Origin of the sequence: uncultured Microbulbifer sp. (assembly GCF_947504145.1) — a bacterium.
Taxonomy (GTDB): domain Bacteria; phylum Pseudomonadota; class Gammaproteobacteria; order Pseudomonadales; family Cellvibrionaceae; genus Microbulbifer.
Genome location: NZ_CANNGQ010000001.1, coordinates 465,664 through 478,180 on the forward strand (window position 1 = coordinate 465,664; position 12,517 = coordinate 478,180).

Annotated in this window: 11 protein-coding genes; 9 read left to right on the forward strand and 2 right to left on the reverse strand. The window is 57.3% G+C overall.

From position 1 onward, the window contains the following. The first annotated feature begins 41 nt into the window (after window positions 1–41). The 9 genes from ispC to rnhB all read left to right on the forward strand — a co-directional run bounded on the left by ispC (window position 42) and on the right by rnhB (window position 10,229). Window positions 42–1,274, forward strand: coding sequence for a 1-deoxy-D-xylulose-5-phosphate reductoisomerase (gene ispC, locus Q1A74_RS02125; RefSeq protein WP_299591951.1), 1,233 nt, complete (start codon window positions 42–44; stop codon window positions 1,272–1,274). 10 nt (window positions 1,275–1,284) lie between these two features. Beyond that, window positions 1,285–2,643 (forward strand): RIP metalloprotease RseP, encoded by a 1,359-nt coding sequence (gene rseP / locus Q1A74_RS02130; RefSeq protein WP_299591952.1) that lies wholly within the window; start codon window positions 1,285–1,287, stop codon window positions 2,641–2,643. 93 nt (window positions 2,644–2,736) lie between these two features. Beyond that, a complete protein-coding gene (bamA, locus tag Q1A74_RS02135) occupies window positions 2,737–5,352 on the forward strand; it encodes an outer membrane protein assembly factor BamA (RefSeq protein ID WP_299591953.1) in 2,616 nt (871 codons plus the stop codon). Between the two features lie 62 nt (window positions 5,353–5,414). Then, a complete protein-coding gene (locus Q1A74_RS02140) occupies window positions 5,415–5,930 on the forward strand; it encodes an OmpH family outer membrane protein (protein ID WP_299591954.1) in 516 nt (171 codons plus the stop codon). A 42-nt stretch (window positions 5,931–5,972) separates the two neighbouring features. Next, window positions 5,973–7,064 carry a UDP-3-O-(3-hydroxymyristoyl)glucosamine N-acyltransferase gene (gene lpxD / locus Q1A74_RS02145; RefSeq protein ID WP_299591956.1) on the forward strand — a complete coding sequence of 364 codons (1,092 nt, stop codon included), beginning with the start codon at window positions 5,973–5,975 and terminating at the stop codon, window positions 7,062–7,064. Window positions 7,065–7,165: 101 nt separating this feature from the next. Continuing rightward, the gene (gene fabZ, locus Q1A74_RS02150; protein ID WP_299591958.1) at window positions 7,166–7,603 is read left to right on the forward strand and encodes a 3-hydroxyacyl-ACP dehydratase FabZ; all 438 of its coding nucleotides are present in this window, start codon (window positions 7,166–7,168) and stop codon (window positions 7,601–7,603) included. 29 nt (window positions 7,604–7,632) lie between these two features. Continuing rightward, window positions 7,633–8,412 (forward strand): acyl-ACP--UDP-N-acetylglucosamine O-acyltransferase, encoded by a 780-nt coding sequence (gene lpxA / locus Q1A74_RS02155; protein WP_299591960.1) that lies wholly within the window; start codon window positions 7,633–7,635, stop codon window positions 8,410–8,412. 9 nt (window positions 8,413–8,421) lie between these two features. Continuing rightward, entirely contained in the window at window positions 8,422–9,594 is a 1,173-nt protein-coding gene (lpxB, locus tag Q1A74_RS02160; RefSeq protein ID WP_299591962.1) for a lipid-A-disaccharide synthase, read from the forward strand. A 20-nt stretch (window positions 9,595–9,614) separates the two neighbouring features. Continuing rightward, on the forward strand, window positions 9,615–10,229 hold the full coding sequence (rnhB, locus tag Q1A74_RS02165; protein ID WP_299591964.1) for a ribonuclease HII: 615 nt from the start codon (window positions 9,615–9,617) through the stop codon (window positions 10,227–10,229). Window positions 10,230–10,236: 7 nt separating this feature from the next. On the opposite strand, the gene Q1A74_RS02170 is transcribed toward rnhB, so the two are convergent. Next, entirely contained in the window at window positions 10,237–11,508 is a 1,272-nt protein-coding gene (locus Q1A74_RS02170; RefSeq protein WP_299591966.1) for an HlyC/CorC family transporter, read from the reverse strand. A 68-nt stretch (window positions 11,509–11,576) separates the two neighbouring features. Beyond that, window positions 11,577–12,380, reverse strand: coding sequence for an inner membrane protein YpjD (locus tag Q1A74_RS02175; protein ID WP_299591968.1), 804 nt, complete (start codon window positions 12,378–12,380; stop codon window positions 11,577–11,579). Window positions 12,381–12,517 lie beyond the last annotated feature (137 nt).

Below are 12,517 nucleotides of genomic sequence, written 5' to 3' on the forward strand. Positions count from 1 at the left end.
TTCCCCGGTGTGCCGGTGGGGCTCAGAGGTAGTTCGTTTTCATGCATTCCTTCGCTCCACAATCTGTCTGTGTGCTCGGCTCCACCGGTTCTATCGGTGTAAGTACTCTCGATGTACTGGCTCGCCACCCGGACAGATATTCTGTATTTGCCCTGACCGCGCGTGAGCGCGTGGAAGATCTGGCGCAGCAGTGTCGTAAATACTCGCCGCGCTACGCTGTGGTACTCGAAGAAGACAGGGCCAACGAGCTTCGGCACCTGCTTCAGGGCGAACATCTGCCCACGGAAGTGCTCTGGGGTATGGATGCACTGTGCCAGGTGGCGTCCGATTCCCGGGTTTCGGTGGTCATGGCGGCGATTGTTGGCGCGGCAGGGCTCAAGCCAACCCTCGCGGCGGTGCGCGGGGGCAAAAAGGTCCTGCTCGCGAATAAAGAATCCCTGGTTATGGCCGGGCCCCTGTTTATGGGGGCGTTGGCGGAAAGTGACGCGCAGCTGCTGCCAATCGATAGTGAGCACAATGCCATTTTCCAGTGCCTGCCGTACCCCTGTAAAACACTCGAGAGCGCAGGTGTTGAGCGCATTCTGTTGACCGGCTCCGGTGGCCCCTTTCGCACCACGCCACCTTCGGCGCTGGATTCAGTGACACCCGACGAAGCCTGCGCGCACCCCAACTGGTCCATGGGGCGTAAGATATCGGTGGATTCCGCCACCATGATGAACAAGGGGCTGGAATTCATTGAAGCCTGCTATCTTTTTCACGCCAGTCCGGCGGATATTGAAGTAGTGGTTCATCCCCAGAGTATCGTGCACTCCATGGTGCAGTACCGGGATGGCTCGCTTCTGGCACAGATGGGCAATCCGGACATGCGCACCCCAATCGCCCACGCGCTCTCGTTCCCGGATCGCATCGACAGTGGTGTTGCGGCCCTGGACCTGATTCGCCAGGGGCGGCTCGATTTTGAAGCGCCGGATGAGGCGCGTTTTCCGTGTCTGCGACTGGCGCGGGAGGCAATGGAAGTGGGGGGAAGTGCGCCCACGGTTCTGAATGCCGCCAATGAGGTGGCCGTCGAGGCCTTCCTTAACGGCCAGTTACCGTTCACCGGGATCGCCCGGCTGATTGAAAAGGTCATGAAAACCAGCGAAGTGGTTGAACTGACAGACCTGAATGCAGTCGAACTCGCTGACCGGATCGCTCGCGAGCGGGCCTGCGACATTTTGGAAGAGTTGTACGGTGTCTCTGAAGACCAGCCGTGCCCGCAATCGAGATCAATGTAAACTGACCCCCATGCTAGATTTCTTACAAACTGCAGTCTGGGCCCTGATTGCCCTCGGTGTGCTGGTGAGCTTTCACGAGTTCGGCCACTTTATTGTGGCGCGCTGGTGTGGGGTCAAGGTGCTGCGATTTTCCGTAGGCTTCGGCCGCCGGCTGGTGTCGCGCTACGATCGCCATGGCACCGAATTCACAATTTCCGCGATCCCCCTGGGTGGCTACGTCAAGATGCTTGACGAGCGCGAGGGGAACGTGCCGCCGGCAGAGCTGGATCAGGCCTTCAATCGCAAGAGCGTCTGGAAGCGGATGGCGATCGCCGCAGCGGGCCCCATCGCCAACTTCCTGCTGGCCATCGTGCTCTTCTGGTGTGTTTTTCTGGGTGGCACCTCCGGTGCGGTTCCTATTGTCGACAAGGTGGAGCCGGGTAGTCTCGCGGCATACGCTGGGCTGGAATCCGGCCAGGAGATTATCGCCGTCGATGACAAGGCCACGCCCACTTGGCAGGCGCTCAATTGGCAGCTCGCCAACCGTCTGGGGGATACCGGGCATATCAAGTTCTCGGTGCGCTACCCGGACTCCACCCTTGAATATCATATGTACGCCGATGTAGAGCGCTGGCTGGCGGGCCAGGAAGTGCCCGACCCTCTGCAGGAAATCGGTATCAAACTCTGGACGCCATCGGTAAGCATGCAGCTTGCTCAGGTGGTTCCGGGGAGCCCTGCGGAACAGGGTGGCCTGAAGGCCGGAGATGAGATTGTCGGTACTGACGGCCAGGCGTTCGACAGTTGGGACGCCTGGACCACCTATATCAAGGCGCGCCCGGACCAGGTGTTGGACGTAAAGGTCGTGCGTGATGGTGCAGAGCAGCAGGTTTCGCTGACTCCGGATGCGGTAAAACTCGATACTGGTGAGGAAATAGGGCGCATTGGTGTTTTACCAGTGGCGACCTCCTGGCCGGAAGACCGGGTGCGTCGATACCACTACGGGGTATTGGGCGCCTTCAGCAAGGGGTTGGAAGAGACCTGGGGTAAAACGGTATTCACCCTGGAGAGCCTGAAAAAACTATTGTTCGGGCAGCTCTCAACCCGCAACTTGAGTGGCCCTATCACCATTGCTAAAGTGGCCGGCACTTCGGCGGACGCGGGCTGGCAGTCATTCCTGTCCCTGCTGGCATTGCTTAGCATCAGTCTTGGTGTGTTGAATCTGCTGCCCATCCCGGTGCTCGACGGCGGGCATCTGCTCTACTACGGTATTGAGGCCATCAAGGGCTCTCCGGTATCGGAGCGGGTACAGATGGTCGGGTTGCAGGTAGGTATGGCGATGGTGCTCGGTATCATGGCGCTGGCGTTGTACAACGATATCCTGCGCCTTTAGAGTCCAGCCCCGATCGGACGGATCGGCGCTGGCGATGTATGTACGGGCGAACGGGCCCGGTTGGAATTGCGAATAACAACTCGGAATTAGTAGATGAAGAATTTCCTGAAAGCGGCTTCGCTCGGCCTGGCACTGCCTGTTGCCGCCTATGCCCAGTCGTTTGTAGTCAACGATATTCGCGTTGAAGGCCTGCAGCGTGTGTCTGCGGGTAGCGTGTTTGCTTCCCTGCCGGTAAGGGTGGGCGACCAGATCGAAAGCCTGGATATCCAGAGTGCAACGCGCGCGTTATTCCGAACCGGTTATTTCCAGGATATCCAGATAGGCCGGGAAAATGGTGTGCTGGTGATTACTGTGCGCGAGCGCCCGGCGATTTCCAAGATTGAAATCACCGGTAACAAAGCGATCAAGACCGAAGATCTGATGAAGGGCATGAACGATAATGGCCTTGCAGAAGGGCAGATCTTCAAGCGCGCGACCCTCGAAGGCCTGGCCCAGGAGTTGCAGCGCCAGTACGTGGCACAAGGCCGTTACGGCGCCAGTGTGAAAACTGAAGTCAACGAGCTGCCGCGCAACCAGGTGGAACTGAAGGTTGTGGTGGATGAAGGTTCTGTCGCCGCGATCAAGCATATCAATGTCGTAGGCAATCAAGCTTTTTCCGACGACGAACTGGCTGAGATTTTCGAGCTGCAGACCACTGGCTGGCTGTCCTGGCTGAACAGTGACGACAAGTATTCCAGGGAAAAGCTGACCGGTGACCTGGAACGGTTGGAGTCTTACTATCTCGACCGCGGTTATCTGGAATTCAAAATCGACTCGACCCAGGTCTCCCTGAGCCCGGACAAGCAGAGTGTATTTATTACCGTCAATATTACTGAGGGTGACATTTACAAGGTGTCCGACGTGGAGCTCGCCGGTGACCCGGTGGTATCCGAAGAAGAGATTCGTCGACTATTGCTGGTGCGTAAGGGGCAGACGTTCTCCCAGGTGCGAATGACCACCACCTCGGACTACATCACCAAGCGGCTGGGTAACGAGGGCTACACCTTTGCCGAAGTCAACGGCATGCCGGAAGCCAATGAAGAAGATAAGACGGTAAAAGTTACGTTCTTTATTGATCCGGGTAATCGCGCCTACGTGCGCCGTATCAATTTCCGCGGCAACACGCGCACCTCTGACGATGTGCTGCGCCGCGAGATGCGCCAGATGGAATCTGCATCTGCGTCTTCTGCGCGTATCGAGCAATCCAAGGTGCGCCTTGAACGCCTCGGTTACTTCAAGGAAGTACAGGTGGAAACCACCGAGGTGCCCGGCACTTCCGATCAGATCGATGTGGAATACACGGTTGAAGAGCAGCCCTCTGGCACCATTGGCGGCACCGTGGGCTACGCCCAGGGAAGCGGTCTGGTACTGGGTGCGAACGTTCAGGAGAACAACTGGTTGGGTACCGGCAAATCCGTCGGTTTTGCGGTGAACACCTCCAGGTACCAGTCGGTGGTGAACTTTTCCTACACCGATCCCTATTTCACGCCGGACGGTGTAAGCCGTGGCTTTAATGTGTTTTACCAGGAGCGGGATTACTCAGAGATCAACCTCTCCAGCTATAACACCACCACTTATGGTGCGGGCCTCAGCTTCGGCTATCCAATTTCTGAAATTTCCCGCGTGGGTCTGAACGTCGGTTTCAACCACCTGGAATTGAGTACGCACAGTAGTTCCGTTCAGGAAATCAAAGATAGCCCGCTCCCTTATCCTAGTGTCGATACGCAGATGGATTCGGATGATGTCAGTCAGGCGATTGCAGATCTCAGCAATACCGTTGAAGGGCCTGACGGGGAGCAGGTGCCGGACCCGATTGAGTTTGATTTTGCCCAACCGGTGGACACCGGATTGCTGAATACCAACCCCGATGGTTTTGTGGACCTCTACGGTGATGAATTCGATACCTGGTCGCTGACCACCTCTTATGCACGATCCACTTTGAACCGCGGTATTCTGGCAACTCGTGGTGCTTCCCAGCGGGCATCGATGGAAATCGCGCTGCCCGGTGGCGATCTTGAATACTACAAATTCATTTACACCGCCCAGTATTTCCGTCCTCTGACCAAGGATCTCACCTTACGCCTGCGCACCCGTTTGGGTTATGCGGAAGGCTATGGGGATACCGATCAGCTGCCATTCTTTGAAAACTTCTACGGCGGTGGTTTTGGCTCGGTGCGCGGCTTCGAGCGGAACTCCCTGGGCCCGCGTTCAACCCCCGCAGAGAACTACCGTACTGAAACTTCCGCGTGGGAGGATACCAATGGTGATGGGGTCGTCGATGCGGATGAATTGACGGTTTCTTACGTGCTCAATGATTCCACGGGAGAGCTTGAGACGATTTCTTCTGGCCGTCGCCCGGACCCCTTCGGTGGCAATATCCTGGTGGAAGGTAGTGCAGAAGTCATCTTCCCGATTCCGTTCGTAAAAGATCAGCGCTCCATGCAGTCGGCATTTTTTATTGATGCGGGCAATGTTTTCAGTACCAGCTGTGGTGTATCTCAGCTGAACTGTTACGATATCGACGCCAAACATATCAACGTTTCGGCGGGTATCGGCCTGACCTGGATTACCGGCTTTGGCCCTCTCACCTTCAGTCTCTCCAAAGCGCTGGAAGAGAATGAGGATGATGAAATTGAAGTGTTCCAGTTCTCACTGGGCAACAGCTTCTGATTTATAAAAAAGATCTGTGTTTCAAAGAGCACAGGAAATGGACAGAGATACGGAGAATAAACGTGTTCAAATTTGTTAAAGCAAGTGCAATTTTACTGGCGGGTCTGCTGTTTACCGGTGCGGCTGTAGCGCAAACCAAGGTCGCAGTGGTCAATATCCAGGCTGCGATCATGAGCACAGAAAAGGCTACCTCCAAAATCAATGCCCTGAAAACCAGCTCTGAATATTCCCAGCTGCAGAACAGCGCGGAGAGCATTCGCGCTGAAGTGCAGAAGATGGCAGAAGACGCGCAGAAAAACGGTGTTACCTGGTCTGAAGAGAAAAAGGCCGAGCAGCAGCGCAAAATGAACTTTAAGCGTTCTGACTTCGAAACTGCCGTGAAAAAACTGCGGGCGATGGAAGGTCAGGCCGTACAGGACTTGCAAAAAGAGCTTTTGCCCAAGGCTAAGACCGCTCTGGAAGAAGTGATCAAAGAGCGCAAGCTGGAGCTGGTGCTGGACGCTACTTCTGCCGTATATGCCGGTACCGATGCAAACCTGACAGAAGAGCTGGTGAAGCGCCTCAACGCCGCCAAATAATCGGCATTCGGCATAGAGAGCAACGCATTCGGAGCGTTATTTATGAGCGAGCAGCCAACACTGGCGCTGTTGGCTGAAGAGCTGGGCGCAGAATTGCGCCTGGCGGTGGGGGCCAGCGAGCAGCTGGTGCCTACAGGGCTCAACACCCTGCAAGACGCCAACGAACATGAAGTGAGCTTTCTGGCCAGTGCGGCCTACAAGCGCTTTCTTCCTTCCACGCAGGCCTGCGCTGTACTGCTGACGGCAGACCAGGCGGAATCCTGCCCGGCAACCGCGCTGGTTGTCCCCAACCCCTATCTGGCCTTTGCGTTGGCGACGTCAATTTACGACCGCACGCCGCAATATGTCGCGGGTATTGATGCGTCTGCGGCTGTAGCTCCCAGTGCCGATGTACATGAGACTGCCTATATCGGCCCGGGGGCGGTGATCGAAGCCCACGCCAGAATCGCCGAGGGCGTCGTCATCGGTGCTGGCAGCTTTGTTGGTGAAGGAACGACGATCGGCGCGCGTAGCCGCTTGCTGCCCAAGGTCGTGCTCTACCATGGGTGCTCGGTGGGGGCAGACTGCACCATCCACAGCAATACCGTGATCGGTGCGGACGGTTTTGGATTTGCCCCGAGCGATGGCAAGTGGACCAAGATTCACCAGCTGGGCGGTGTGGAAATTGCCGACGAAGTGGAGATTGGGGCCAATACCTGTATAGATCGTGGCGCACTTGGCAATACCGTGATCGGGCGTGGGGTCAAGATCGACAATATGGTCCAGATCGCGCACAATGTGCAGATTGGTGACTACTCAGCCATGGCTGCCTGTTCGGCGGTGGCGGGCAGCGCCATTATCGGCAAGCAGTGCACCATCGCTGGTGGTGTGGGCATTGTGGGGCATGTGACCCTGGCCGACCGCAGTCACGTTACCGCACGTACGCTGGTCACCAAGTCCATTGAGGTGGCCGGCTCCTATTCCAGTGGTACCCCTTTCTCTGACAGTCGTTCCTGGCGCCGCAATGCTGTGCGCTACGGGCAGCTGGATCAGATGGCGCGACGTCTGAACAGCGTCGAAAAAGCACTGGAGCAGGTTGAGCAGACAGCTGCTTCGCGGGCGCTGCAACCGGATAATTCGCCACAAGGTGAGTAAGTTGAGGGCGGGAAGTCGCCGGTCTCAGATCGTAAGAAGATTTTTTATCAGTAAGTTCGGGGCGTCAGGCGCCCCGAAGTGGTTTCTGGGGACATATCGTCATGATGGACGTACAGGAAATTCGTCAATACCTGCCGCACCGCTATCCTTTTCTTCTGGTGGACCGTGTTGTCGAGCTGGAAGAGGGTAAGCTGATCAAGGGCTACAAGAATATCTCGATTAATGAAGAGGTATTCAACGGCCATTTCCCGGAAGTTCCGATTTTCCCGGGTGTGATGATCGTGGAAGCACTCGCGCAGGTGTCTGGAATTCTCGGGTTCAAGACCCTTGGTCAGAAACCGGAAGATGGCTATCTGTACCTGTTTGCCGGTATCGATAATGTGCGCTTCAAGCGCCAGGTGGTCCCGGGTGACCGTCTGCAGCTGGAGTCTGAAGTGGTCTCCGAACGCCGCGGCATCTGGAAATTTGCCGGCAAGGCCAGTGTGGACGGCGAATTGGCCGCCTCTGCCAATATTCTTTGCGCAGTCAAAAAAATCTGAACCCGAGTCGGTGAGGAGAAGACCACAGAATGCAGACCAGTATTCACCCGACGGCGATCGTCGACGACTCGGCAATAATCGGTGCGGGCGTGAAGGTTGGCCCTTACAGCGTGATCGGGCCAGACGTGGAAATTGGCGATGGCTGTGAAATAGCCTCGCATGTCGTTTTGAGTGGGCCCACCACTCTGGGAAAAAACAACCGTATTTATCAGTTCTCGACGGTTGGGCAGGACACCCCCGACAAAAAGTATCAGGGCGAACACACCACCCTGGTGATCGGTGACAACAACGTCATTCGCGAGGGTGTCACCATTCACCGCGGCACGGTGCAGGATCGTGGCGAGACCTCCATTGGCAATGACAACCTGATCATGGCCTATGCGCATATCGGTCACGACAGCGTTATCGGCAATCACACGATTCTGGTCAATAATGTTGCGCTGGCCGGCCATGTGTTTGTCCGCGACTGGGCCATCCTGAGCGGCTATACCCTGGTGCATCAATACTGCACCATTGGCGAGCATGCGTTTACGGGTATGGGCGCGGGTATCGGTAAAGACGTGCCAGCCTATGTGATGGTGGCCGGTAATCCAGCGGAAGCCAAAACGGTCAATGCCGAAGGGTTGCGCCGCCGAGGTTTCAGCCGGGAAGATATCTCCCTGATTAATAAAGCCTACAAGATTGTCTATCGTCGCGGGTTGACCGCCGATGAGGCGCTGGAGTCCCTGGCGCAGCTCCGTCAGGAGTCCGCTGTGATCCAGCCGTGGATTGATTCTTTGCAAAGTTCCACCCGCGGCATCGTCCGCTGAGGATGCCTTGTGTCAGAAGGTGATGTATCTGAGCGTGAAGTATTGCGTATCGGCATTCTTGCCGGCGAGGCGTCCGGGGATATTCTCGGTGCCGGCTTGATTGCGGCGCTGCAAAAGCGCTTTCGCACCGTCGAAATTACCGGTATTGCGGGCCCGCGGATGCAGGCCCTGGGTGCCGAATCTCTATTCCCCATGGAGCGCCTTTCGGTCATGGGGTTGGTGGAGCCGCTCAAGCGCCTGCCCGAATTGCTGAAGATTCGCCGCTCTCTCCGCCAGCACTTTATTGCCAATCCTCCAGATCTTTTTGTCGGTATCGACTCGCCGGATTTTAATCTCGGCCTTGAGGAGTCCCTGCGGGCTGCGGGAATTCCTACGGTGCACTATGTCAGTCCGTCTGTCTGGGCATGGCGCCAGGGGCGGATAAAGAAAATTGCCCGCGCGGTCGACCATATGCTCACGCTGCTGCCGTTTGAGGCGGAATTTTATCGAGAGCACAAGGTGCCAGTGACGTTTGTTGGCCACCCGCTGGCGGATGAAATACCGCTGGAAGTTGATGTGCCGGCAGCGAAGGCGGCGCTCGGCTTCGAGGCCGAAGACGAGGTGGTGGCACTGTTACCGGGCAGTCGTGGCGGTGAAGTGCGGTTGCTGGGCCCGCTGTTTTTACAGGCGGCGCTGTGGTGCTCCCAGCGCCGTCGGAGCCTGCGGTTTGTGCTGCCTGCAGCCAGCCCAGAGCGAAAGGCACAGCTGGAGCAGCAGATCGCCAGTATGCCGGGTATCGAGGCATTGCCACTTACCATTCTTGACGGGCAATCGCAGCAGGCGCTGGCGGCGGCGGATGCGGTGTTGATCGCATCGGGTACCGCTACCCTGGAAACCATGTTGATGAATAAGCCGATGGTGGTGGCTTACAAAATGGCGAGCCTGTCGTATGCCATTTTTTCCCGCATGCTGCACACGCCCTGGGTATCCCTTCCCAACCTTTTGGCGCAACGGGAGCTGGTGCCGGAAATTCTTCAGGACGATGCGACACCGGAAGCCCTGGGGGCTGCAATACTGAACTACTTTGAGGACCCCCTGCTGGGCGATCGCCTGCGCAGGGAGTTCAGTGAGTTGCATCAGGAGCTTCGTCGTGACGCTTCGGAAAAGGCTGCAGATGCGGTCTGTAATCTGATCGATCAATAACTTTTACGCGTACCCCCCTCATGAAGTCCAAATCTACTTTGCCTCCCTATGTCTGTAGCTATTCCGGTGATCTGCTGGCGGGAGTGGATGAAGTAGGGCGCGGGCCGCTCGCCGGGGATGTGGTGGCTGCTGCGGTTATTCTTGATCCACAAGCGCCCATTGCCGGGCTGGCAGATTCAAAAAAGCTCTCGGAAAAAAAGCGCGAACTTCTGTTTGATGAGATTCGGGAGAAAGCCCTGAGTTTTGCCGTTGCGCGGGCGACGGTTGAAGAGATTGATCAGCTCAATATCCTGCACGCGAGCCTGCTGGCGATGAAGCGAGCGGTGGAGCAGTTGTCGGTACAGCCGGAATATGTGCTGGTGGATGGTAATCGCAAGCCGCGCTGGCATTACGACTGCGATACCGTGGTGAAAGGGGATGACCGGGTCGCGGCGATTGCGGCAGCCTCGATTCTGGCCAAGGTCACCCGAGACCGTGAAATGGTCGAATTGGACAAGGAGTATCCGGGGTACGGTCTGGCCGGCCACAAGGGGTATCCGACCAAAATACACATGGAGGCTCTTGAAAGGCTGGGTGCTACGCCGGCCCACCGCAAGAGCTTTGCGCCGGTGCGCCGACAGCTGGAATTGATCTAGTTTAGGATTACCTGCGCGCTTTCATTACCCGCGCGCTGGTGATCATCTTGTCGGAGACTTCCACAATCTCGATCAGGTAGTCCTGGATATACAGGCTGATATTGCCCTCCGGAATACTTTCGAGGTGTTCCATGATCAGCCCGTTGAAGGTTTTCGGACCATCGGTGGGGAGGTGCCAGTGCAGGGTGCGGTTGATTTCCCGAATGGACGTACCGCCGTCCACCAGATACCAGCCATTTTCCTGTTCCACGATTTCCTCATCGTCACTGGGAACCGAGCTTGCGGTAAAGTCGCCGACAATTTCTTCCAGCAGGTCTTCCAGAGTCACAATCCCCATTACCTCGCCGTACTCATCCACCACCAGTCCCATGCGCCGTTTCTTCTGCTGGAAATTCATCAGCAGGGTGGGCAGGGGGGTGGCTTCGGGGACGAAGTAGGGTTCGTTCAGGTGGGATTTCAGTGTGTCTGCAGTCAGCTTTTCCGGGCCGTCCCGCAGGATCTGTGCCGCCCGGCGTAAGTGCAGAATACCTACTACCTGGTTGATATCGCCGCGGTAGACCGGAAGGCGGGTAAAACTACTTTCTGCCAGTTGCTGCAGTATGGCCTCGGCGGAGTTGTCCAGGTCGACGCCGATCACCTCGTTGCGCGGAATCATGATGTCTTCCACCGTGGCCTGGTCCAGGTCCAGAACGTTCAGCAGCATCCCCTTGTGCTTGGTGGGCAGTAGTGCGCCGGATTCGAACACCACCGAGCGCAGCTCCTCCGGGGCCAGGTGTTCGGCCTCGGACTCTTTGCCCGCTTCAACGCCTACCAGACGCGCCAGCGCATTGGAGACACTACCTACCATCCACACAAACGGGGACAGCAGCCACAAAAGCGGACGCAGCACTACGCTCGCAGGGAAGGCGACTTTTTCCGGGTGCAGGGCAGCAATGGTCTTCGGGGTCACCTCGGCAAAGATCAGTACGATCACCGTCAGTGCGGCAGTGGCGTACCAGACGCCGGCTTCACCGTAGAGGCGGGTGAATACTGCACCGGCAATCACCGAGGCGAGGATGTTGACCATATTGTTGCCGATCAGGATTACGCCGATCAGCTTGTCCGGGCGCGCCAGCAGCTCCATGGCGCGTTTGGCACCGCGGTGCCCGCTCTTCGCCTGGTGGCGCAGGCGGTAGCGGTTCAGCGCCATCATGCTGGTTTCGGAGCTGGAGAAGAAGGCGGAAATAACGATGAGCAGGCCAATTAATCCAAATAACAGGCCGGGAGGGAGGTCGTTCAAGGGGGAACTCTTTCTATTGAATCAGGGCGATATTGGATCAGATCTGTGTGTGTCGCAAGTCGGCAGGGTCAGCCGCGGGGCAAAATGACTTCCAGCGCCAGCTTGCTGCCGAAAAAAGCGAGCATCAGGATGGCGAAAGCCGAGAGTGTCCAGCGCACCGCAGTGTTGCCGCGCCAGCCGTTTTTCCAATGCCCCCAGAGCAGGATGCTGTACAGAATCCAGGCGAGAATCGAAAGCGCGGTCTTGTGTACCAGATGCTGTGCAAACAGATCATCGACAAACAGGGCGCCGGTGACCAGTGACGCAGTGAGCAGCAGCTGGCCGAAGGCCACCAGCCCGAACAGTAGGCTTTCCATAGTCTGCAGTGGTGGCAGCAGCCTGCTGATGCCCGAAGGCCGGTGGTTGTGCAGTTGTTGATTGAGCCAGTACAGGTAGATGGCCTGCAGGGTGGCCAGGGTCAACAGGGAATAGGCCGAGATCGAGAAGAGTGCGTGTGCCGCGATACCCGGCGAAATATTCGCCAGTGGCGATACGCCGCCCCAGGCGTGTACGGCTGCCAGCTCAGATAATGCCGCGAGCGGGGCAATGGCCAGAATCAGCAGGGTAAGCCGGTGTTTGAACGAGAGGAACAACAGAAGCAGGGCCACAGACCAGGTGATCAGTGACAGCATGGCTGTGAGGTCGAAACGGAAGCCGCTATCGGTCTGCAGGACAAACTTCAGTGAGATCGCATGAGCGACGACGGCGCAGGTGAGCAGCGCCAGTAGCAGGGGCTGCAGGCGGGCCTGGGATTGGCGAGACAGGGTGACAGCCGCTACACCTGTAGTGGCCAGATAAAGTGCAATTGCCGTCCAGTGGGCGAACGCCGCCATTGGGGTGATTCCGTCTTGCTGGTTCTTATATGTACCGGGCGGGCAGTGTGTCACAGCGCGCCTGTGCTGGAAAGCCCGCCTGAGCTATACTGCCGCGTTTTTGGGGTACCGGTAGTCAGCCGGCCCACCACGGCTTT